Below are 23,910 nucleotides of genomic sequence, written 5' to 3'. Positions count from 1 at the left end.
CTATGGTTCGTCTTTTTCAGGGGCTTCTAACTCCACAGAGACCAAACTGTCTCCGCGGCGGACGACCAATTGGACAATATCCGCCTCTTCCAGTCGGCCCAATTCGGCCTGCAATTCCTTGCAGGACTGAATGAGTTCACCGTTGATGAACAGCAACAGGTCGTCGGGGCGTAGGTCTTGTTGGGCGGCATCGCTGCCGGGAAGGAGACTGTCAATATAGGCCGGTGTGCGGCTGAGTACGTCTGGAATAAGCACGATGCCAAAGTCGATCGCGCGATAGTTTTGCGGTGGGGCGGTCCGGCTTTTGGGGGTATCACTTCGGCGAAATGTTCCGGATTTGATTTGATGCGCGACATCAGCCAACTCATCCACCGGGATAGCATAATTGATCCAGGTATTGGTTTCAGCGTTGCGCAGTTCCTTGCCAATCATGGCCAGCAACCGGCCGTCGCGGGTTGTCAACACTCCGCCGCCCATACCGGGATTGTTGGTGATGGCATCGACGACATAGACAGGCCCGTCAAAGGGGACCTCAAACGCGCCCCGCCGCGCACGCAATCGCGTCTTAGCGGCAATCACGCCTTGCATCACCGAGACCGGTTCATCGCCCGTAGCCACCTTGTACATATTACCAAAGGCTAGGACGCGCTGCCCGGTTCCGGCTGAAGCAGCGTCGTCTAAATCAAAATAGGGGAGGTCCTCAGCATCGACTTTGAGAATTGCCAGATGCAATTGCGGCTCGGCCCCGACGATGCGGCCTTCCAGTTTACGTCCGTTGCCCAGCACGACCGTCACCACGTCGGGATCCAAAACGTGGCTCCAGACCGTGGCGATATAACCGTCGGGCGAGATGATGAAACCGGTGCTATAGGAATGCAATCCGCCGATGCCGCCGGCACCGAAGATTTTCACCAGCCGTGTTTGCACTTCCTGGATGGGGGACAGCTCATCTTGGGCGTTTGCGAGGGGCATGCTCCCACAAACCAGCAGAATCATAATACTGCTACGCAAGAGATGTTTCATCGGCCCGCCTCCTTGACTGATTCGTCGTCGGACGTTGGAAACTCACAGTTTTCGATATTCAATGTGACGAAAGTTTTGTCGGCGTGATTGACCGTCCACCGCGCGGGTAATATTCGTCCCTGGAATTCTCGCCTACCGGAGAAGCGGACCTCGCAAGGATCTGCATCGTCATGGATCCAAAAGTCAAACCCGACCAGTTCGCCCGTGCCCTTTTGGAAATACCACAGTGAACGTCCGGCGTTCAATTCCGCTTCGACAATATCAACACGCTCGCCCACACCATCCAGCGGGGTGCTGCCGACGTAAAAGAATTCAGAAAAACCGGCAGCTCCCATCGTCAATAGGCGACGATAGTGGTTCAATCCGGCCAACAAACCGCCGCTGCCCGGCGGTTCATCGATGATCGCGGCATCCTCGCCCAAGGGCTGCAAGTAGGCGTTTTCGCCTAACAGCATTCCCATTCCTGTGGAGGCGAATACAATGCGGAAATCTTCGCCGGTTTCCGTCTTGCCGGTCACGATCCAGCGACTGCTCACCTCGGAAAAATCGCCCAGATCCTCCAACCCTCGTAGTGCGCGATTGCGTTCGAGTTCATTGAAATAGTAATTCAGGAACCCCGGTTTTTTCTGATAGTATTTTGCCAGTTCCGGCGATGTCTTTAACACGGCCGGAGGTTGTTCCTTGCGTTCAGTTTTGGGCAGACGGGGGCCGCGCGGTTTTTTGGGGGAATCGTCGAGCGTCAATTCACTGCTGCGGTGCAATGCCTCTAAGCGAACGATGATTTCGTGGGTTTCGATATTGCCATCGACTTCCCGACGAAACGCGAGCGGCAACTTCCATCCTTTGGGGTAAATTCCCAGGATGTTTTTGAATTGATTCACACTACGAATCGGTCGCCCAGCAAAGGAAACGATTTCGTCATCCAATCGCAAACCTCGGCGATAGACGGGTGTATCCTCCAAGATGTTGTCGACCATCACCGCGCCATCCTGATTTGTGGAGACGATCGCGCCCAACGTAGCATGGTCCACGATGCGTCCACTGCGGAGGTGGTCCATGAAATGTTTGATTTGATTGATGGAGATGGCGTAGCCCGCCCCCACATTGACGCGGCCCCGTTTATCTAGGGAAATACGACCGTTGATCCCGACCACTTCCCCAGCGGTGTTGAACAACGGGCCGCCGGAGTTGCCGGGATTGATCGAAGCGTCGGTTTGAATGCAGTCGGTGTACTCCAAAATCGTACCCGAGGGATATTGGTAGCGGTGAATTCCCGAAACGATGCCAAACGTGGCCGTCGGGTGAAAGTCGGTTGCCAGCAGGAAGGGATTGCCCATGGCGAACACAGGATCCCCTTGGTGGAGCAAATCGCTGTTGCCCATCGGAGCGGCGGGGAAATCGTCCCGTCCCAAGAGTTTGATCAAAGCCACGTCGCCCGTGGGGTCGATACTGACGATCACCGCGTCATACAGGACACCATCGGCCAAGCCGCACTTCATGAAATTGCCGGCGCCTTGCACCACGTGGAAATTCGTCAGGGCATATCCATCGGGCGAAATCAAGACTCCTGAACCGCCGCCGGCTCCCTCTGCTCCGAAAACGGCAACCACCGTCGAAGCGGCACGGGCCATCACCTCGATGCGTTGTTGTTCCGCCTGCGCAACTTCCGGCTCAACGGCGGGGGCCGGGACTGCCGGGATTTGCGCAATCAGCAACAGGGCCGCAATCAGCGAGGTTAAAAATTTGGGCATCTGTGTTTCCGTGTAGGATGAATTGTCAGGCGACGCGATCGTGCCACCCCTCTCTCTCTTCAACGTTATTTCGTAACCCGGGCGTCCGCAAGGTCGAGATGATCGGCGATATCCAGGTCCTCGCCAAAATCGACGAGAATCGTCAGGTCCCGCGCGCCGCTCACGTCCAAGTCCAGCGGTTGCGGTTTGTCGGTCCCTTTCACAGTTGTTTCCAAAAGGACATTGTCGTCGGCCGAAATGACCACCTTCACATTTCCGCGCCCTTCGACAATTTGGTCGATTCCCATCACCGCGCGAAATCGCCGGTAGTCGCCGCGTAGCCGATATTTCAGCGTTGTGCGGCTGTGAATCGAAAGTCCCTTGGTATAGGTCTGCCCGCCTAGTCGAATCGGTCCCCCGTCCAGATTGCTGTTGCGACGGTAGGTCCAAGTGATGTCGAAATAGGGGACGTATTGAACATCGCGTGGTTCCATGTTGGCGAGATAAACAACTTTGCCGTTGCTAAAATCCAGGCTTTCAATCTTGCTGAGTGGCAACTTCAGCGAGCCGCCGACCGAGAGCCGCGCGTTCAGGTTTGACTCCATAAGTTCAACTGAACGGGCCAATAACAATCCGCCATCTGTCAGGGAGATACCGCAGACGGGTCTCGTCTTTCGCGGCGTGCGGTGATAAAAAACGAGTCCGAAAACTTTTTCGCGGGGAAGTTCCAATTCGTCATTGTCGATGAGAAATTTAACGGTCTTGTCATCGATGTCGCCAATGACCCCGGTCAAATAGTCCAGAATATCGCCCTTACGGATGATGAGCGCATCGGTCTCGAAATCGCGTTTTCGCATGTCACTCCACAGCTCAGCAATCGCACCGTCGGCTGGCGATAAACGGATCGTCGCTAATGAGCGGGAGGAAAAGCTGAACGGCTCGAGACCTTCGATCGTTGGCTGTGCTCTTTGGGAGGCAAGTGCGAACGACTTGCATGCGAAATGCGATCCATCGGTCAATGTGACATGAATGGAATTCCGCGGGGGAAGTACCGATTTTCGTCCCGGAAAACGGATTTCCAACAGGTCATCCGCAGAAACGGTCGCTCCTCCCTCGCCGGTCGTGATGACTGCCCCGTCGGCGGTCAGTTGCGACAAGGTCCCGATCTGGGGAGCCCCCTCAAGTGTTTGCAATTCCACCTGGGGTTGTTGTAGCAAGGCTGCAGCCGTAACCAGGAACCAAACGCTCATATTCTCTTCAATACGCAAGTGGAATGAGGGGCAAGTACAATCACAGAGGCATCAGGGTCAGGGGCAATGGGGGAGGGGACTGGACATCAATTATTCGTCGGGACGGTCCGTTTGGCGGCGTTGCGAAAATACTCTTCAACAGCGCGACGGTAATGGTTCGGGAAATCGCGGCCAATCAGTTGCTTGATCCGGGAGCGGGCCTTGTCATCCAGGCCGCCCCACTTGCCCCCTTTTTTAATGTCCTTGGGATCGACGGTGCCCGGTGCGGTTGCCCCCTTCACGCTGCTGTCGTCAGCACCGTTCGCAGGGTTGTTGCTATTGCCACCCTGGCCACCACCACCTCCGCCTCCGCCGGATTGTTGTTCAATTTTCTTGATGATCTCATCTAGGCCGGCGATGATTTCATCTTCGACCTTTTGGACTTTTTGCCCCGATCGTCCCAAGTCGAGTCGTCGCTCCACGTCGAGCATCTTGCGAGAGATTTCGTCGAGCGATTTCTCTTTCAGCCCTTCCAGATCGTACTGCATCAGCGTCGCTACGGTGCTGTATCGCGAGGGGACGCCCTCAGTGCGCGCCGTCAATTGCTCAATCGTTTTCAGCCCGTCTTGCTTCATTAGCAGATGATGTTGGCAAACTGCTTTGAAAAACAAATACGTCGCCGGATCAACAACCTCTGTGACGGCAATGTTGTCGAAAACAGCCAAGCCCTCTTCGTACATCCGTCGCTGCGTCAGGTAACGCCCGTAGTACAACCGCAGGTTATTGGTGTAAAACGAATCGAGGTTCTCGGCCTCCAACAACTGCGCGTCGGGAGGATGGACGCTTACATCCCGGAAGCGACAGGCTTCGACTAGCGCCTTCGTGGGGGCGTCGACCAGACTAAAAGTGGCGATGACCCGCTCCAATAATTTTTCCGCGGGGAGTTCGCCTTCGAATTGCCACAAGGCATCGATTTGCTGCTGCGTTTCCGGCTGCAGGTCTTTGACTGTGGTCAGCCAATTATGTACGCGTTGTTGAACCACCTCAGCCGCAGGCGCGGCCAGGACGGCAGCGCCTGCCGTTTCGAATGCGACAGCGGGGCGCGGCATGAGAGCCCAAGCGGCAGTCAATGTGATGCAATATGTAGCGATTCGTAATTTCATATGCATTTCCAAGGAAAACAGAAAACTATTGATTTTTTCCGGTGGCGATGTCATTCGTCGCATTTTGGACACGGCGTTGACGTTCGCCGAGAATCCTCAGTTGGTCGAGAATATCCTGCTGTTCGGCCTGTTCCCCGTCGAACAGTCGTCCCAGTCGTTTGGTTCCGCGATTGATGCGTAATTGCAGCGAGCGTAGCATTTTGAGTTCGGCCAGCTTATTCAGCAGCTCCTCTTTTCGTTTTTGTTGCTGCTTCTTCTGTTGATCTTGTGGTTTGGCTTTGCCTTGCTCAATTTCTCTCTGAAGCGCTTCGACCAATTCTTCCAGTGTTTCGATAATGTCCTGTTCAATGCCCTGCGTCAGTTCGCCCACCTGAGCCGCTTCGAGCCGCGTCATCACGGTTCGCATATCGTCGCGCATTTGCTCGACCGCTTCGGGGAAAGCGACGGAGGATCCCTCGTCTTTAAGAAGCGTCAACGCCTTTTCGGCTTCCAGCGCAAGTCCCGCTTCTTTGCGGGCGAGTTCCTTGGCCTTGGAAATGTGCCGCGTTTCGCGTTGATCCTCGGGGATTTTTCCCAATGGGACCGTGTTGTCATAAATCAGGATCTGCACCGCTAGCATTTGCTGGAAACGGTCCTCCAGTTTCGTCAACATCCGCTCGCGTTCTTCTTCCCGCAATTGGCGAAGAATTTCCTCAAGCCGCTCTTTGGCTTGCTGCAATTTGGCAATGGCATCCGTCTGGTCCTGCGAGGCGTCGTCGCGTTGGCCCTCTTTGAGTTTGTCCAAAGCATCCTGCATGGCCTTCCGCGCCTGCTCGACCTCCTGGCGTCCAGGCGTGGAAGGTTGCTGTTTTTGTTGTCCATCGGACTTCTGACCGTCCGACTTCTGACCGTCCGACTTCTGACCATCGGACTTCTGACCATCGGACTTCTGACCATCCGACTTCTGACCATCCGACTTCTGACCATCCGACTTTTGCCCATCCGACTTTTGCCCATCCGACTTTTGCCCATCCGACTTTTGCCCATCCGACTTTTGCCCATCCGACTTTTGCCCATCCGACTTCTGGCCATCGGATTTCTTGCCGTCAGTCTTTTGACCGTCGGATTTTTCGGCATCCGATTTTTGGCTGTCGGACTTCTCTCCGCCGGGCTCCTGGTCTCCCTGTAAGTCCTGAGCTTTTTTCTGATCTTGCCGATCTATTTTTTCGCCCAATTTTTGGGTGCGTTCTTCCAGGTCGTGTTGGCGTTTTTGCAGACCTTTTTCGCCCGCGCCACGTTCGGTATCGGCGCGGAGGCCTTTTTGTTTGCCCAATAGTGCGTCGACGTTGCGGATTAAATCCTGCAGACGCTTTTTTTCCTCTTCAATCTCTTTGGCCCGATCTTCGCTTCCCAGCAAGTCCAATAGGGCGGTCAATTCGAGCACCAAGTCGTCTTGTTGCTCGATCGCATTGCCGAAGCTTTCTTTTTCTAAAAGCTCGACGAGTTTATCCATGCGGATGGCGATGAATTGCTCTTTGCTTTTGCCGATCACGCGCCTTAGCAACTCGGCTCGCTCGGGGTCGGTCTTGCGCATCAACTCGGCCATCTTCAGCAATGTTTCCTCAAAGCGCTTGTAGCGCCGAGAAATCGCTTGCTGGGTCGAATCCAAACTGCCACCGGCGTTGTTGGGCGTTGTTTCGTCGTTGGCCGGTTCTGGGGCGGCTTCTTGAGCGTAGAGGCGGTCCAACTGACCGTCCTGGGCCAGGAACGCTCCCTGGAAAGCGACGATGGCCGCCACGATCAGCACGAAGTGGCGAAATCGCATGGGAATTGCTCCGCTCTAATGCGTCAGGTGCGTTCGACACTTCCATCGGGCGTAAAGTGTCGCCATCACGTGAAAGTGGCCGCGGCGGGAATATTAGGTTCGTCGCGGCACACAGAGAGTTTTATTTCAGACTTTCAATCAACTTACGTTTTCGTTCTTGTTCGGTTTGCTTTTTCAATTCTTCCTGTTTTTCAAGTATAGCCCGCAGCAGTTCCCGGGCTTCATTGATTGTCGCCAATTTGAGCATTGCCGCCAAGATCTTTTCAATCTGAGCGATCGTGCTGTCCAACTCGGCGATGCACTTATCCAACGGTTCGTAAGGACTTTGTTGGCGGTCCAATGCTAGCTTGAACAGGCCCAACGACTCGTCCACGTTATTATAGTGGATTGTGTTCAGCAGGTTAAGAGGTTTTAAGATGCCTTCTTCGATACGGTCCAGCATCCGTTGGGCTTTGACCCGGTTATTGATCAATTCCGCGTGGATGTCAGCGAAGGCTTCTTCGATAGAAGCCGTTTCATTGGCGTTTTTTCGAATATCCAACAGAGAACGCTGGGCGACGGTTTCGACTGAAATGTCCAGTTCGCGGAGTTGCTTGCGAACTTCGTCAACTCGTTCCGGTGGCGGAGTCGTTCCCCGCAACGGTTCGGCGGCGAGCAGTTTCGCCCGATGCGCGCTGAGGTCGGTTCGCCGCGCTTGAACTTCTCGCAAAATCTGTTCAAAACGATTCCGCAGATTCAATTCCCGGGCACTGATCAGAGACAGCAATTCCTCGGGGCTGACGATTTCAAAGACCGTCGCTTCACTTCGTTTTTCGTGTGGGCCATTCAAATTGTCCCCATCGGTCGCCACTACGGACAACGTCAGTTTTTGACCCAATGCCAAATCCAGATCCAGCACGTCAAACGATTCGTCGACATCGAACTCGCGATCTAAATTGGCTGAGGAGTTAAAGGGGTGTTGGCGGAATTCCGCCTCTTGGTTCACCGTGTACTCAAACCGCGTTTCGGCGATTCCATAGTCGTCGGTGATCTTGCCTTCGATGGGAATCACGGCTTGGCGGGTGATCGAGTTGCGGATTCCCTTGGGACGCGTCTCCACCACCGGCGGCTCGTCGACAATGCCGCTCAGATTCAAACGCGTTGGTTGTTGGCTAACAACTTCATCTTGGTCGGTCAGTTCGATCAGCAGCGAAGATTCAACCGGAAGCGGCAATGGCCAGCGGACTTCTCCCTCCGCCGTCAATAACTGCGGCGCTGCTTCTCCGGTAATAATCAACGGAATGGCGATGCGTTGGCCCTCTGGGTCAATAAATGTGCTCGCAAGGTCCGCCGCGATCGGGACCACTTGATCGGCTTGTTCCGTGGTGGATGGAATCATCAGCGTGGCTTGTTCGGGATTGAGGTCGAGCGTGAATGATGCGGTTTGGATGCGGGCTGCGGTCAACGGCTTGTTGCTATCTGTCCGGAAAATCACATCGGTCCCCACCGGCAATGCATGCCGCGTTGCTTGAACGGCTATCGGCGTGCGAACAAAGTCCGTACCATCGGTGTTCACCTCATTCAATCGCGTATAGGGAGGGTAAAGGCTGTCCAACACAATGCGATCCACGACAGGCGCATCAACGACTTCGACCACATAAGGGCGGCGATTGTAGTAGTCACCGCCGGTGATCGTTAGCTCCGAAGAGTGCTGTAGCCCTTTGACGGTCATGCGAAATTGGGATTCGCCCAACTGGGAAAAGTAGCCGTCTCCCCCGCCGCCTCGGTTTTTGAAACGGTAGTTCATCCGGACGCGCTCGGGGGTGGTTTTGCCCGTCGGCACGCTAGCCAGCAGCGTTAAGTCCGCACCGCGGGGATGTTTGTAAACGCCGTCGCGGAACGGACGCACCCGTTCGCCGGGGGTGGCCAAGACGACCAACTCCAACTCCGAAGCGCGGGGCCAAAATTCATCAGCGAATACCACGTTGCGGTGGTACCACGTTGTAAACGCGCCGGGAAAAAGAATCGCAAATCCTATGATCGAAGCCGCCAGCAGCACGACCGCGGCCATCACTTTTTTTAGCGGACCAAAATCAAACACATCCCGAAGCGGCAACCCGTCGGCCATGTCGCCGACTTCATCGACCGCACGGTGCAGCATGTCATCCGTCAGCGGGGAACGGTCTGCCGTGGGTTTAGCCAATTGCACACTGGTGATCAGTCGGTCATTCAGTTGTGGAAAACGACGTTCCAGGACCAGCGCCAAGGCCTCGTAGTGAAAGTCGCGGAACATGCGGGCCAACACGCGGGTCACCAGCGCTGCCGCCGCCAATCCAATGGCGATCAGGGCGATGACAACCCGAAAATCGCGTGCGAATTCCATTTTGAAAATTACGGAGAACCCATAATCCAATGCTAAACTGACCCAGAAAAACAGGCTCAGCACCACCAACACCGTCGCCATGCCTTCCCAAAAGACGTAGCGGCGGATTCGTCCCTGTAGCCGCGTCAGCACGGCCGGGATTTCCGGTCTTAGTGGTTCGTGAGATGTTTTGTCAGCCATCAGTCAACGCAGTATTCAATGAATTCTTAGGATGCAATAAGTTGTAACTATGCCAGTTTGAATAATTTTCGCGTGAGCCATTCCAAGCCGAGTAAACCGACGAGCAAATACATCACCCAAGCTTCGTCCCATTGTGGGTCGGGGAAGCCGGTTTGCACGGTGGTGATGCTTTGATCTTTGAGCAATTGCGGTAACTGCTCGGCTGCCTCAGCGATGGGCAGGTATTCTCCTCCCGTATCGCGGGCCATCGAACGCAGAAGTTGTACGTCTTGTTGCGGTCGCTGCCGTTCGAGGTTGGGGAATTTGACTTCGATCCGTTTGACGATCTGTTCCTTAGATTCGGGAACTTGCAATTCCATGCGATACGTTCCAGCACGCGTCACGGGAAAGCCCCCTTTGAAATAGCCGGGAAGCGATGGCTCGCCGTTGAGCCGCACGACCGGTGTGAGCGGTTTGCCATCGGGATCGAAGACTTCCAGCGCCACACTGTCTGCGGTCAGTTTGTTGAGTTGAGCGTCCAACACACGGGCACTGACCTGCACCGTGCTCCCCAGGGGATAACGGTCTCGTTCCAGGAGCAATACGCCGCGCGTCGTCCCCCGCAACAGACGACCTTGGCCGACTTCGCGGACCGCTTGGACCCAGAAGCGTTCATAAAAATCTTCATCCGACGCCCGCAGCCGCCACATTTCAGGACTGCCCAAATACAGCACGCGGCCCGCCCCATAAAACTGGGAAGCCAGCAAAATCGGGCGATCGTTTCCTTCGCCGTAGCGGGGATCGGAAAAATAGGCGAACACGGTTGCCCCGGCCTTCGGGCCGCGGGTCATGTAGGTGCGAAACACACCGGGAAATTCGTTCCACAGATTCGCCGACGAGGCGGGATTGTCGTCCAATTGCAAGAAACCGGCCGACAGTCCCTCGGGCGTAAAGCTCAGGGGCCAAGCCTGGGTGAACTCTTCGCCAGCTAATGGAGAATTGAACACTCGTGGTTCCAATTCGACCGGATACAAATCCTTGAGCTTAGCGAGTGGATCGTCTGATTCTAGAGAGGCGACGGCCGGCGTATATACCTCACCAGCGACAATCATGAGTCCTCCCGCATGTTCGAACACCCAATCCATCAGGTTGTCGATCTGCGGTGGGGGAATCTTGCTCCAATCGGGGTCAAAGGCGATGATCACATCATAGGCAAACAGAGCTTCACGCGTTTCGGGGAATTGAAACAGCAACTCGTCCGATTCCTGGCTGATACCGACTTCACCGGTTTGCAGCCAGACGTGCAAATCAATCGAAGAATCGCGGAACAACAAGTTGCGGACGAAGCGATAGTCCCGCATGGGGCCACCGGCTGCGAGCAAGACTTTCACTTTGCGCTCGTTGATTTCGACCGTCACCTTCGATTCATTGTCTTCGGCAATAATTTCCTCAACCGGCTCGACCGGACGGGCACGAATGAAAAACTCGCGGCGACCTGAATCGCTGGGAGTGTAATTGAAGGTGAACGTGATCGGTTGGCCATTCTCGGGAAGCGGTTGCACGTACTCCTCGACCAACACCGGATCCCCTTCGGCACCTTCGGGTTTGCTCAGCAACTCCACGCGGACATCCTTGCCATCCAACCCTTCGCCACGAATGTGCGCCGTAATAGAAAAGCCATCCCGCACATGCACGGTGGTGGGGCTTTGTACGTCGGCCACTTGCAGATTCACCGGTTTTTCCGTGCTGCCGACGCCGATAGAAAACAGTTTGACTTCCGCAGCAGCGGCCGATTTGATCGCATTAGGCGGTTCGACACCCGTGTTGGAAACGCCATCGGTCACGATGACCAATCCCGAAAGCGTCGGCCCCGCTTCACGACGGACCGCCTCGAGCAACGCTTCACCCATCCGCGTTTCCAACCCGCGCGGCTTCAAAATCGCCGGCCAGTCAATCGAAACAGGCTCCGCGACTTCGCCCTCGCCAATCGTGGGATCCGTGACTGTTGTGTCGGGTTGTGTTACCGGAATCCGTGCTAGCCGTTGTTGCTCGGTCAATTTGGAATCAAAGGTGTAAATCGTCAGATCGTGTTTGGCACGTAGGTCTTCGATGAGATCGGAATTGGCGAATAATTCGTTGACGAGTTCTTCACGCGGGCGTCGGACTGTGGTTGTCGGCGCCGTCACTGGGTCGGGGACGACCTTGTCGGGGATGCTCATCGACAGTGATGTGTCAATCACCACCGCCACGTGCGAAGGATTGACCAACATCTTGTTGTCTGGGATTTCCGGTTGCAGCGCGATCACGAGCAAAATGGCGAGCACCGAGAGTCGTAACGCCATCAACCAGATTTTCGTAATCCGCCCCACTTCCAGCGCGTCGCGACGGTAGATCCACACAGCGATCAACAAGGCGGCGACGAATGCGGCGACCCAGGCAAATTTGTTTTCGCGGCCGAATTCCAAACGGTTCCAATAGTTGGTCGCCTGGTTGAACCAGTTGAGCAAGGATTCGTTCATGCGGAGGCTCCCGTCGTTGGCGCGGGTTCCGCGGCAGTTCGTTGTGGTCGGCTTGTGGGTGTTGGGCGATTCCCTCGCAGGGGTGCGACACCGGATTGTGTCGAGTGAAAGCTGAGCCGTTTGGCCAACAGTTGTTCGGCCAACAAAACAAACAGCAAAATTCGCAATAACCAGTTGCGCATTTCCTGCCCCGCCTCCTCACCATCAATCCAACCCGATGCGCCGACTTCGTGGACGTGAACTTCGACGTCGTTGCCGATCCGCGATTTCATCACGTCGGTCGCCGCGAGCGCCAATGGGCTTTCTTCGCCGGTGGGGAAGTTATACGTCTTTCGTCGCACATCAGTGGTTTGGTCCCGATGCGTTCGCGTAATTTCATAAATCCCAGGCAGATCGGTTTCGCTATAGGTGATGGAACCGTTCTGGGCGGTTGTGTCCTCCGTTTGGTCATCCGCTGCCCGCGCCTCACCGCCCCGCAGTCGAATCACATCCGCTCCACCGGCCGAAGGGAGACGGATCTCCGCTTCCCCCGTGTGTAATGTGGGGTCGATGGGGATTGTGATTGGTTCGCCGGTGATATAGTTCGCTTCAGCCTCAGCCGATTCGGCAAGATACTTTTGTAGTTCCAATTGAAAAATCACATAGCTGGGATTTCTAGGCCAGTTGGTCCAGTCCGGGCCGCCGGACGACAGAAACGTGATGATCCGACCGCGGCCGAAACGATGTTCGAGAAACGCCGGGGCTCCGTCGCGGAAGCGGCCGATGATGCGGGTGTTCGGTCCCGGCTCGAACTCTTCATCGATGGCGAAATATTTATTGACGCGGACATCAGCCAAAAAGGGATTGTCTTGCCCCTCGAAATTGGCGAATAGCGGGTGTTTCTCAAACCGAAAGTCGTCCGTCGATTCGCCCAGATCCTCAGGCAAGTCCTTAATGAAAGTAATCGGCACCGGAAAGAGTCCTTCGCCTTGGTTGTAAAGCACATCGTCATAAAACGCGGGACGCACTTGATCCCCCATGAACCACGCCAGTCCGCCACCGGCAGCAACGTACTCCTCCAAAAAACGCACCGAGTCGGCCGGCAGTTGTCCCACGTTGAGCAACACGATATTGCGAAATCCATTGAGGGGATTCCGCCGTAAATATTCCACGTCTTCGGACAGCACATCGAATCCGGTAATCCCGGGAGCCGGTTCTAACGCATCCTCGAGATACTCAGCCGACGAACGATTGACATGTCCGTCGATCACCAGCACGCGGTGTTGGGCGGCAACATCGACCGCTAGGAACCGCGTGTTGTCCTCCTCTAACGAGTCCTCCGCTCCAATGACACGTGCACGGACATCGTGTGGACCGGCGGTGAGAAAGGTGACGTCAAAATCCTGCGTCGCTGTCTTACCCGCCTCTAACTTGGGAATCACAAGATTCCGCGGCAGCTTGGTCCCATCGACGGTCAAAGCCACGCGCACGTTTTCCACCACGCGGTCAGAAAAGCTTTCCACTTTCACACGCAATCTGAGCGGAATTTCGGCGGCGGCAATCTGTAATTGTCCACTCAATTCGGTCACGGCCAAATTCGCATGTCGTTCCGGCACGGTGCGGGCCAGATTGGTCGAGATACCCGCCGCAGCCATGTCATGCACGGCGGTCGCCAAGGCGGCATCCTCGGTCCATTCGGGATCGCGGAAATCAGAAATGAAATGGAAGTTCAGCACCGAGCCTTTTTGTTCAACCAGGATCTCTTGGGCTGCCTTGACCGCGTCGACCAGATTAAATCGTCGGTGCGAACATTGGATGGTCTCTAAGCGGGACTGCATCTCCGCCAGGAATTCGGAATCCAGGTTTTGCAACGTGAACACCGGTTGCGACGGCTGTGAAGCTAGAATCAGTGTGAGCTTGTGGATTTCCGGACGCCGCTCACCCTCGGAGGCGATCTCTATGGCAATCTTTTTCGCAGCATCAAACGCGGTGGTCTCCCCTAGCATGTCACGCATCGAACCGCTGTCGTCGATAAGGACCACGTGTTGGGTTTCCTGTTCACCGAACAAGGGGAGGTCTTTGGGGAGAATCGGCCGAGCAATCAATGCCACCACAGCCGCGACCGCACAGATTCGCAACAGCAGCAGTAACAGTTGTTCCAGCAACACCCGTCGCCGGTTTTTCTTCTGACTATTGAGCAGAAACTCCATCGCCGCAAACTTCACGCGGCGAAACCGCATGCGATTGATGAGATGGATGATGATCGGCACACCAACCAACAGGGCGCCGCCCGCGATCAGCGAAGAATTTATAAAATGTTGTGAAAGCCAAGCTTCCATCGTCAAATCACTTCAAAAACCAAATGAACCAAATGAACACACCAACCCAAGTATCGTTTTTTCTGCCTACTGTTCTACTCTATCCGGCCACTCGCCACTTTTACCTAATTCCGCACCGACTGCCCCATCCCCAACCGATGATTTAAATAATGCGCCAGCGCCGCATCCAGGTGCTCGCTGGTGCGGATTGTTTGGTAGTCAATCACGTTTTTAGCGCATCTGCGGCGAATGTCATCAAGAAAATCTCCCATTGCTTGCAAGTAACCTTCGCGGAGCGAGCGGGGGTCGCAGACCAGGTCACCCGTCTCTTCGAGTCCTTCAAAACGTGTCGTGCCGGTGAAGTTAAAATCGAGTTCCTCATCATCCAGAATATGAATCACCATAACGTCATGTCCGCGATGCCTGAGCAGCTTTAGGCCGCGAAACAAACTGTCCCGGTCGGCGAATAAATCGGAAATCAGAATGATCATCCCTTTGCGATACCGTTCGTCCGCCACACGACGTAGTACGTCGTACATCTCAGTTTTGCGGGAAGGTTCCCCGGCGTCCAAGCCGGCGATGATCGCATGCAGGTGTTTATTGGAGCTCCGCATCGGAGTCTGCGCGCGGATCTGTCCGTCAAACGCCACCAAGCCGACCGAGTCCTGTTGCTTCAATAACAAATACGCCAAACTGGCAGCGACGGCGCAAGCGTATTCGTATTTATTCAAAGGCCCGTTGCCGAATTGCATCGATTCGCTGGCATCGACCAACAGCGTGCACCGCAGATTCGTGTCTTCTTCGAACTGCTTGATGTAGTACTTGTCGGTTTTGGACCAGACTTTCCAGTCGATGTTGCGCGGATCGTCTCCGGAGACGTATTCGCGATGTTGCACGAATTCGATCGATTGGCCGAAATAGGGGCTACGGTGCAAACCCGAAAGAAACCCTTCCACGATGTGGCGGGCTTGCAAATCGAGGCGGGCGATGCGCGAAATCGCCTCAGGCTGCAAAAATCTTCTGGAATCTTGGGTCACTCGTCAGTGCACCTTCCTTAGACGGAGTTTCTTCAAGGAGCCGATCGATGACACGGTCGGGGGTGATTCCGTCACTCTCGGCCGAAAAGTTTGTCACGATCCGATGCCGCAAGACCGGCTTTGCCAAAGCGGCAATGTCTTCGGTGGCAACGTAGCTGCGGTCATTAAGCAGCGCACGAGCCTTGCCTCCCAACAACAGATACTGCACAGCCCGCGGTCCCGCGCCCCAACTGAGCCAGTCGGTCACAAAATCCGGAACACCTTCTTCGCCAACGCGCGTTTGCCGGACGAGTGCCAACGCATATTCGATCACGTGATCCGAGGCCGGGACTTCACGCACAACCTTTTGTAGTGCGATAATCTCTTCGCTGCTGAGCACCGGTTGAATGCTATCGGTCTGCAGAGCGGTCGTTTGCTTGGCAATCGAAAACTCATCGCGAAAGTTCGGATAATCGACATTCACCTTAAACATGAACCGGTCCTGTTGCGCTTCGGGAAGCGCGTAGGTCCCTTCCTGTTCAATCGGGTTTTGCGTTGCCAACACAAAAAACGGATCGCTCAATTGATGCCGCACGCGACCAACGGTCACTTGCCGTTCCTGCATTGCTTCCAACAACGCCGCTTGTGTTTTGGGAGGCGTCCGGTTGATTTCGTCAGCCAGGACCACGTTGTAAAACAGCGGACCTTCCAAAAACCGGAACTCCCGTTTACCGGTCGAGCGGTTTTCTTCCAAAACTTCGGTGCCGGTGATGTCGGCTGGCATCAAGTCGGGGGTGAATTGGATGCGGCTGAAACTCATGGACAAACAACGCGACAGCGTGCTGATCATCAATGTCTTGGCCAGACCGGGGACACCTTCCAAAATGCAGTGTCCGCGACTGAACAGGGCGATGAGCAGTTGGTCAATCACATGCTCCTGCCCCACGATGACTTGCGACATCTGTTCGCGTATTCGCTGGTAGGCCGCCTGAATCTGGGCGACCGCGGCGGATCCATCGCCGCCCGAGGTGGGTTCTGCCATTATTGCGCCGTTCTTTCGAAGTCGGTAAGTGTTGAGGTTTGTCGAAATTGTCGGACGGACAACCCGAGCGTCGGAATGACAAACTGCGTCACGCCTCTTACCATCTTACGCAGCCGGTAAGGTGGGAGCGACCGGAAATCTTGACAAAGTCGACCGGGATTACGATGTTCGCAGGTCTGTCGGCAGCGCGGATTGCCAAGCGTTGGTGGGTTCATCAGATCTTCACTTCTCCCCAAGCCTCGAGTCCGTTCGACCGTACATCCCTGACTGGTAGAACAAAAACTATTATAGCGCATGGGTTTACGCAAGTCGGATTTTGTTTTCCGTCCCCCAGAATTTTCACGGAACGCTCTTACGCGGACCCGAAACCGGTTAGGAATTCATCCAATGCCGACTCCATCGCGTCGACAACATCGGGATATTCCCGCGCAGCATCCGCCTGCTCGTAGCGGTCTTCCGGCTTAAGAAACAACTGCAGCGGTGCCGTCTCGGAGCGAATCAAACAAAAATCGACGTCGCGGACCGCCTGCGTCGCCGCATCTCCCATATAGACCCGCTCGCGCAGCGCCGTGGTACGGCCATCGATCAACGGCAGCAGGATTTTTCCTGTACGTTCCGACTCGTCGAATTCAATGTCGAACCAATCGGCCAGGGTGGGAGCGATATCGACCGCTTGCGTCAACGTCTGCCGTCGGCTGCCCTGTTGGTCTGAGCCTGGTAAGTGGACAATCAGCGGAACGTGGACGCGTTCTTCGTGCAACGGAGACTCATGGTCGGCATCGGTTGCGGAATCGCGCGTGAAAAGAATTTCCCCTGCGGCAGCCGTTACGATCAGTAACGGCGGCTCGCCACCCAATCCAGCGACCTGGGCGAGGATTGCTTGCAATACAGCATCACAGGCGACCACTTGTGCGGCGCACCGCTCGACGCCCACGTCCCACGCGGTGGATGCCGCAAGTTGCGTACCTGCGCATTGTATCCACAGTAGGTGCTGCGCATCTTTCGAGGCGTTCCAATTGTCGAAAATTGTCTGCGCCGCGCGGAGTCCGTCATCGCCCGATTCGCTCGCATCGAAATCAAGCAACTGCATTTCGATGTCGCGGCTGCGAAACGTTTCAAAAATAGTTGTCGATGTTGCCTGCTGGTCGTGGGTGCGGGGAAATTGATATTGTCCTGTCCACCACGCCTGCTGAGCTGCTTGGGGATCAAAGTTTTCCCCAAAATGCTGGTCGAATACGATCGACTCAGTCGCCAATTGATCGAAACTCGGCGTTTGAACCCACTGACTGCCATAACAACCCAGCAATCCCAACGGCAAACGCTCAAAGCTGACGATAACGGCATTCATAGACTATTTGAAATCGGCGATGCTGGTGAGATAGTTGTAGCTTTCCACCGCCGCTTCGCGAGGCCCCATGATTTCCGCATAGGCTTGGTGGACCGTGAAATATCCGTCATAGCCAACTGTCTGCAATCCCGCCATGACCTCCGCAAAGTCCACCCCACCGGTTTCCCAAATCGGAATGTGATGAAACCGCTGCATCCCGCGACACCAAGTTTCTAATTCCACCGGACCGTTGGGATCCAATTTGTGGTTTTGCACATAGACGTTGAACAGGTGCGGCTTCAATTTTTGCAGCGTCTCTGTCCCGTATGGTTCTCCGTTGAGCAACAGATTGGCCGGCTCGTAGATCAAACCGAAATTCTCACGGTCGATTTCGCGCAACACCGACAGCATCGGTTCGACTTGCTCGAAGATCGATGTGGTATGACATTGATGCGCCAAACGGATGCCGCGCTCGGCCGCTAAGTCGGCCGCGATCCGGGCGTGCCGAATATCTTCGGGCTTTTTCATGCAGACGCGAATGAGATCGCACTCGAATGCCTCAGCCACGTCGAGGCTTGGCCTGATGTCGCGGAGGCTGTTGGGTCCTTGCTCGTTATTGAGCGGGACATCAAAATCAGCCGTGACCATCGAAACGGTCAACCCAGCGTCCTGAACCTCTTTGCGCATGGCCACTAGTTGCGTAGGCGGGCTTTGTACCCCTCCGGCGCTGGCTCGCAAACAGACAGCGCGATAGCCCAATTCACGGGCCAATCCCACGACGTCAGCAAAAGGAACGTTTAGTTTCGTTTTACAGGGCGCTTCAGCAATCCGGACCGATAGCGACAATTTCATGCAGTTGTATCCCAATTCCGCAGAGTTCAATGTGAGAGGCGATTATGTATTCCCTGCTCCTAGAACGCAAATACTCAGCCAATTTCACCTCGAATTCGTCGGATTTGTAGCGAACCCTGCGGGAAATGATAGTGTCCGTGCTGAATACTTCGCACATTTAGCAGTTCTCGCGACCGGATTTGCGACATGGTATTCGACATTCCCGACCCCGCTGTCATGGAAGAGGTCTGCGTTCGCGCCGAGCAGGATGCCGCTGCGAACTCGATCCACGAAGAATGTCCCCCTCAAACAGCATCGATGGTCGCCGTGGTAGCTGTTTTCACGCGAATTGCCGAGTGTTGCTGGCTGTTGGTCAGCCGCGGTTCCTGAATCCGGCTTTCAAACGAGGCGCCCTCTCGAACCGCGAAAAGGCGATTGCACGAACGTATTTTGACAATACGGTGTTCGAGTGCATCGTAAATTTTAAGCACGAGGGTGCCACTGGCTCTGCCAATGTTTCGCAAGAATCGTACACATCGAAAAGTTGCATTGGGTGTTGCACCGGCAAAACCAGTCTCCCCCGTTTTCAACGGACTGTTTAGGTGTCCGCCCGGAACATCCACACCAGTCGCGATGCACACAAAGCCGCCGTCAATAACAACAGGTAGGCAAACCAGCGACGAAACTGCGCGCCTCGCGCGCGCAGTCCGACTTCCGACCCGATTCGTGCGCCGAACGTTCCCCCCAACAACAACGCACCCGCCAGCGCCAGGTCGACATTTCCATTCCACGCGTGAACCGCCGTCGCTTGGGCGGTCGTGATCCACACGATCACCAGCGAGGCAACCACCGCTTCGTGTGTCCTCATCCCCACGAGATAGGTCAAGGTGGGTAACAGGATCAATCCGCCGCTGATCCCTAGCAATCCCGAAAGTCCGCCGATTACCAATCCCAACCAAGTCAATCCCACAATCGAGACCGGTCCGGATTTGTCGATTTCCGTATAGGGAGGAATCGACAACCAGAAGACTCGGTTCCCGGTCCGCGGGGAGAGGTCGGTGCGGCGGCTCAACTTCAGACACAAAAATCCTAAACTAGTCAGTAACAGACAATACAGCGACAGGACCAGCGCAGCGGAAACCTCAAAATCGCGCCCCCACCACGTCGTTTGCCCCAACGAATTGGCCCAGCGCAATCCACGGGCGCCCGCTAAAACACCGCAGAACAATCCTCCGGAGAGGATCAAAGGCAATTTCAATTGCGAGACGTCGATTCGTCGCGCCAAGATCGAGGTGGTTGCCAATCCCAGAATCTGACACGCGCACACCCCCACGGCCAGTTCCACCGGGATACCCAATGCGATGTTCAGCACCGGCACTAATAGAAACGCGCCTCCGACTCCAAAGAAACCGGACACGCCTCCAATCGCCGCTGCCGCGGTGGTCACGATGGCCAAATCCCAAATCGAAAAACTCATCCCCGCCTCGCTAGAATACGCTTCAACTCGCGACGGCCGAATTTCGCAATTCCTCCTTGAACTGCGCCGGCTCTCTGAGGATCATAGGGGGGACTGCCCATTTCGCAAACCACCGGTGTCCGGCTATGACGATTTCTCATCCGTCGCGCGTTTCTCGCAGAGCGATGCTGCAAGCGGGGACGATGTCGCTATTCAGCGGCGCTGCCCTGGCGCGGGGTGAGTCGACCGGTGTGACTTCCTTGGCCGGCCGCGCGAAAAACTGCATCCTGGTCTATCTGCTCGGCGGGCCACCGCATCAGGATATGTGCGACCTGAAACCGCAAGCCCCTGCTGAGGTGCGCGGGCCGTTTACCGGCATCGACAGCAACGTGCCCGGCCTGACATTGTGCGAACACCTCCCCCGCTTGGCCCAGCAGGCGGACAAATTGGCGGTCCTGCGGTCGCTGACCTTTCCCAATCACGATCATCCATACATGATCTACCACACGCTGACCGGTCGCATTTCGCCGGTGCCATTGGGAGCCAATACCGTCTTGCCCCCGTCCCGCAGCGATTATCCTCATATGGGAGCGGTTGTCGCTAAGTTCAAACACACCGCGCCGCACATTCCGGCTTATGTGGCGATTCCCGAAGTCCAAGTCCGTATGGCGCCCGCCTTGGTCTCCGGCGGCGGCCGCTCGGGATTTCTAGGGCCGCGATTCGATCCGCTGGCGATCAACGACGATCCCCGACAACCATTGCCGGGATTGGATCTTCCACAAGGAGTCTCCGCATCACGTTCCCAGCAACGTCAGCAACTGTTAGCGATTCTTGACGGCCAACCTCCCCAATCGCTGCGCACCCGGGAATACTTGACCAGCCGCGAAACCGCTTTCCAAATGAGCCGCACATCCGCGGGGGGCAGTCTCACCGACCTGGAAGCTGAACCCGCCGCCTTGCGCGATGCCTACGGCCGCGACCGCTTCGGGCAAAGTCTGCTGTTAGCGCGACGGATGGTCGAACGGGGCGTGTCGTTCGTGGGAGTCCACTTCAATCACATGACGAAATGCGATGGTTGGGATACGCACAAAAACAACTTCGGCTGTTTGAAGGATGAATTGCTTCCCACGCTGGATCGTGGACTGGCGGCGTTATTGGCCGACCTTGCACAGCGCGGCATGCTGGACGAAACGCTGGTGGTCACGATGGGCGAATTCGGCCGCACGCCGAAGGTGAATAGCAACGGCGGACGCGATCACTGGGGGCATTGCGGCTCGGTGTTATTTGCCGGTGGCGGCGTCCGCGGAGGAAACATCGTTGGCGCTTCGGACAAAATCGGCGCTTACCCCACACAACGCCCCACCAGCCCGCCCGATGTCGTGGCGACGATCTATCACGCTTTAGGCTTAAATCCACAACAACTGATGTACGACGCACAAGGTCGCCCGCTGCCGTTGAGCACCGGGGCGGCTGTGCGGGAGTTGTTTTAGGTTGGCACCTGTAATGACATCACAGCAAAAAGGGCTCGCAAAGAATGTTTGATCCGTGGATAGCGCTCGCGTGGATATCCGGTGTGATGTTGCTGCTGTTTAGCGTGTCCATGTGGGAGAAACATCCACTCATCGCCTACAGTCCACCGCTCGAAGGAAAATTCCCGCAAGGCAACAGCTATTTGGTGGCAGCCAGAACCGATGCCGTGGAGTGCGGTTTGCGGGAATTGAGTATCCACAAGCATACCCGTTTCAATATTCTGGTCTTATTTTGGTTTTCACAGGAACGCGATTTTCTCGTTTCCTGCGGACAAGGCAAAGTCGCCGGAAACACAACCAAACAGACGTGGATTTACTCCCGTTTGCAAAACGGCGACGTGCTCGTCACGACTGACGGATTTGACGAGGGAGACCCATCCGGTTTGTATAGGACCAAACGGGTCGTCAAAGTCAGGTTAGCAAAGCTGATCGCGGCGCATCGCAAGCGACTGGACACCCAAATTGATATGGTCCTACCCTTTGATGAATCAACCGGTGATGAGGCAGCACTGAATATTCAGCGCGAACGCGCCGAGCGATTGATTGAAAAGGGGCGGGCGCGATGGGTCGACGATGAAGAGACCCTCTGGCGATATACAATCAGCGGGTCCACGCACGTCTGCTTGGGTTGGTTTGGTCAACTCTGGGCCGGCATGACGCAGTGGTGGCGTGTTTGAGTCAGAATGCATTGGCGTAATATTATGCAGCAAACACCTGTTCCACGGAAAAAGTGCTTGCGTTGTTGACTCACACTTGGTCGAATGACATCACAGCGACACTGTGACGGGATCATATCGGATTCAGCGGACGGTCGTTCCCGTATTATTCAATCCACACGACAGATCGTATTGGAGGCGCATCGTGAGTGAAACACAAAAACCAGAAGGCGCGGGGACAATCCTGGTTCTAGGAATTCTAGGACTCGTCCTATGCGCACCGCTGGGAACCCTGGCCTGGTTGCAAGGGAATTCGTACTTGGAAAAATGCCGCGCCGCCGGTGTCGAACCGGAAGGCTCCGCAGTCGGGGGGCGGATCTGTGGAATTATTGCCACTGTATTTTTGATCATCGGCATCTTAGGCGGTGTCTTGATGATGGTGCTGGGTATCGGCGCGGGGATTGCGAACAGCTAACTCGCCGGACGCCGCTGCGGTTGGGGACAACAATCTGCCGGGCACAAATCGACTGCTGGGCCGAATTGCCCCACCGCGCGACGTTCGCTGTGGGGATTGATCCGCTCCTCGATTAGTTCGCGGATCATCTGGACAAACAACGGATGTGTGCCCGCTGTTTTGGCACGCACCATGTTCAATCCGATCTCCGCACACACACCGGCCGCTTCGTCATCCAGGTCGTAAATCACTTCCATGTGATCGGACAAAAACCCTAGCGGCATCACGACGACTTGTTTCGCGCCGTCTGCATGGAGTGTGCGCAGATGATCGCAAATGTCCGGCTCTAACCACGGGTCTTGCGGCCGGCCGCTACGGCTTTGATAGACCAATTGCCACCGCGCCGCATCAACACCGCATTCTTCCGCCACCAACCGGCAGTTCTCCTCCAGTTGCTGCACATAATTCGATGTATCAGCCATCGTTTGCGGAATACTGTGTGCGGTGAATGCAATGGGGCAGACGTCACGATCCGCGGCCGGAATCTCGGCTAAGGCGGCGCGCAGATTTTCGGCATTGGCTGCGACGAACAATGGATGGTTATAAAACAGCCGGATTTTATCGACGACTGGCGCTGCCTCTCCCACGGTTTGGCGTGCTTGTTCGATGTCGTCCAAATATTGCCGACAGCCGGAGTACCCGCCGTATCCCGCTGTGACATAGGCCAACACTCGTTCGATTCCCGCATCGGCAATTTTTTGCATCGTATCGGCCAACATCGGATGCCAATTGCGATTGCCCCAAAAGATCGGCAACTCAATTTCGTGACGTTGCAATTCTTCATCCAGAGAGGCAATCAAAGCGCGGCACTGGTCGTTGATCGGGCTGTACCCATCAAAATGTGCGTAATGCTCGGCGACCTCCAGCAAACGTTCACGCGGCACATTGCGGCCCCGCAACACATTCTCGAGAAACGGAATCACATCCTCCATTTTCTCGGGACCGCCGAACGACACGACTAAAATGGCTTGGTATTCATCCGTCACGAGGGACTGTTTCCTTGCTAAGTATTGACCGTTGTCAGTTGCTCAAGGCGTATCCACCCACAGCTTTTCTGCAACTCGGGGAATTCCGTCTAACGTTGTTTAAAAACCTCACGCGAAGTCGCTAAGTTCGCCAAGGAGTTTGCAACGTCAATTCAAAGAGACATCGACCTACGTATGTTACGTCGAATGGAACTTAAGAAAACTTACTTTAGAAAGATATCCCCAACAATCCGCCATCATTCATCAATTTATTCATCCAGGTACCCC

At 55.4% G+C, this 23,910-nt stretch carries 18 protein-coding genes; 4 read left to right on the top strand and 14 right to left on the bottom strand.

Translation table 11 applies throughout. From position 1 onward, the window contains the following. From CA54_RS25975 to CA54_RS25915, 12 genes are all read right to left on the bottom strand, one after another. A complete protein-coding gene (locus CA54_RS25975; RefSeq protein ID WP_146373901.1) occupies nucleotides 1-1,023 on the bottom strand; it encodes a S1C family serine protease in 1,023 nt (340 codons plus the stop codon). Then, on the bottom strand, nucleotides 1,020-2,774 hold the full coding sequence (locus CA54_RS25970) for a S1C family serine protease (protein ID WP_146373900.1): 1,755 nt from the start codon (nucleotides 2,772-2,774) through the stop codon (nucleotides 1,020-1,022). The genes CA54_RS25975 and CA54_RS25970 overlap by 4 nt, the downstream gene beginning before the upstream one ends. A gap of 65 nt (nucleotides 2,775-2,839) precedes the next feature. After that, complete coding sequence (locus tag CA54_RS25965) at nucleotides 2,840-4,003, bottom strand: NPCBM/NEW2 domain-containing protein (RefSeq protein ID WP_146373899.1); 1,164 nt, start codon at nucleotides 4,001-4,003, stop codon at nucleotides 2,840-2,842. Nucleotides 4,004-4,089: 86 nt separating this feature from the next. After that, nucleotides 4,090-5,145, bottom strand: a complete 1,056-nt coding sequence (locus CA54_RS25960; RefSeq protein ID WP_146373898.1) for a hypothetical protein — start codon at nucleotides 5,143-5,145, stop codon at nucleotides 4,090-4,092. Nucleotides 5,146-5,170: 25 nt separating this feature from the next. Next, on the bottom strand, nucleotides 5,171-6,949 hold the full coding sequence (locus CA54_RS29625; protein ID WP_197532843.1) for a hypothetical protein: 1,779 nt from the start codon (nucleotides 6,947-6,949) through the stop codon (nucleotides 5,171-5,173). Nucleotides 6,950-7,070: 121 nt separating this feature from the next. Next, nucleotides 7,071-9,491, bottom strand: coding sequence for a hypothetical protein (locus tag CA54_RS25945; protein WP_146373896.1), 2,421 nt, complete (start codon nucleotides 9,489-9,491; stop codon nucleotides 7,071-7,073). Nucleotides 9,492-9,538: 47 nt separating this feature from the next. Then, nucleotides 9,539-11,989, bottom strand: a complete 2,451-nt coding sequence (locus tag CA54_RS25940) for a hypothetical protein (protein WP_146373895.1) — start codon at nucleotides 11,987-11,989, stop codon at nucleotides 9,539-9,541. Then, nucleotides 11,986-14,307 (bottom strand): BatA domain-containing protein, encoded by a 2,322-nt coding sequence (locus CA54_RS25935; RefSeq protein ID WP_146373894.1) that lies wholly within the window; start codon nucleotides 14,305-14,307, stop codon nucleotides 11,986-11,988. Before CA54_RS25935 ends, CA54_RS25940 begins: the two co-directional genes overlap by 4 nt. A 104-nt stretch (nucleotides 14,308-14,411) precedes the next feature. Then, the gene (locus CA54_RS25930; protein ID WP_197532842.1) at nucleotides 14,412-15,323 is read right to left on the bottom strand and encodes a DUF58 domain-containing protein; all 912 of its coding nucleotides are present in this window, start codon (nucleotides 15,321-15,323) and stop codon (nucleotides 14,412-14,414) included. Beyond that, entirely contained in the window at nucleotides 15,289-16,344 is a 1,056-nt protein-coding gene (locus CA54_RS25925) for an AAA family ATPase (RefSeq protein ID WP_146373893.1), read from the bottom strand. The genes CA54_RS25930 and CA54_RS25925 overlap by 35 nt, the downstream gene beginning before the upstream one ends. Nucleotides 16,345-16,696: 352 nt before the next feature. Then, a complete protein-coding gene (locus tag CA54_RS25920; protein ID WP_146373892.1) occupies nucleotides 16,697-17,692 on the bottom strand; it encodes a sulfatase/phosphatase domain-containing protein in 996 nt (331 codons plus the stop codon). Nucleotides 17,693-17,695: 3 nt separating this feature from the next. Further along, entirely contained in the window at nucleotides 17,696-18,523 is an 828-nt protein-coding gene (locus tag CA54_RS25915) for a sugar phosphate isomerase/epimerase family protein (RefSeq protein WP_146373891.1), read from the bottom strand. A 186-nt stretch (nucleotides 18,524-18,709) separates the two neighbouring features. Between CA54_RS25915 and CA54_RS25910 the strand changes: the two genes are divergently transcribed. Beyond that, complete coding sequence (locus CA54_RS25910) at nucleotides 18,710-18,892, top strand: hypothetical protein (protein ID WP_146373890.1); 183 nt, start codon at nucleotides 18,710-18,712, stop codon at nucleotides 18,890-18,892. Between the two features lie 208 nt (nucleotides 18,893-19,100). Here CA54_RS25910 and CA54_RS25905 read toward each other — a convergent pair whose 3' ends face one another. Continuing rightward, entirely contained in the window at nucleotides 19,101-19,979 is an 879-nt protein-coding gene (locus tag CA54_RS25905) for a sulfite exporter TauE/SafE family protein (RefSeq protein ID WP_146373889.1), read from the bottom strand. Nucleotides 19,980-20,104: 125 nt separating this feature from the next. Here CA54_RS25905 and CA54_RS25900 point away from each other — a divergent pair, with 125 nt between their 5' ends. From CA54_RS25900 to CA54_RS25890, 3 genes are all read left to right on the top strand, one after another. Then, complete coding sequence (locus CA54_RS25900) at nucleotides 20,105-21,448, top strand: DUF1501 domain-containing protein (RefSeq protein WP_146373888.1); 1,344 nt, start codon at nucleotides 20,105-20,107, stop codon at nucleotides 21,446-21,448. 44 nt (nucleotides 21,449-21,492) lie between these two features. After that, nucleotides 21,493-22,164, top strand: coding sequence for a hypothetical protein (locus tag CA54_RS25895; protein WP_146373887.1), 672 nt, complete (start codon nucleotides 21,493-21,495; stop codon nucleotides 22,162-22,164). A 184-nt stretch (nucleotides 22,165-22,348) separates the two neighbouring features. After that, nucleotides 22,349-22,618 carry a DUF4190 domain-containing protein gene (locus tag CA54_RS25890; RefSeq protein ID WP_146373886.1) on the top strand — a complete coding sequence of 90 codons (270 nt, stop codon included), beginning with the start codon at nucleotides 22,349-22,351 and terminating at the stop codon, nucleotides 22,616-22,618. On the opposite strand, the gene CA54_RS25885 is transcribed toward CA54_RS25890, so the two are convergent. After that, nucleotides 22,615-23,643: a ferrochelatase gene (locus CA54_RS25885; protein WP_146373885.1), complete on the bottom strand. Its 1,029-nt coding sequence runs from the start codon at nucleotides 23,641-23,643 to the stop codon at nucleotides 22,615-22,617. The two genes, CA54_RS25890 and CA54_RS25885, sit on opposite strands and share 4 nt — an antisense overlap. Nucleotides 23,644-23,910: the final 267 nt, after the last annotated feature.

Source organism: Symmachiella macrocystis, assembly GCF_007860075.1.
Classification (GTDB): domain Bacteria; phylum Planctomycetota; class Planctomycetia; order Planctomycetales; family Planctomycetaceae; genus Symmachiella; species Symmachiella macrocystis.
The sequence above is the reverse complement of the archived record's forward strand: the minus strand, read 5'-3'. Positions and strand labels throughout refer to the sequence as shown.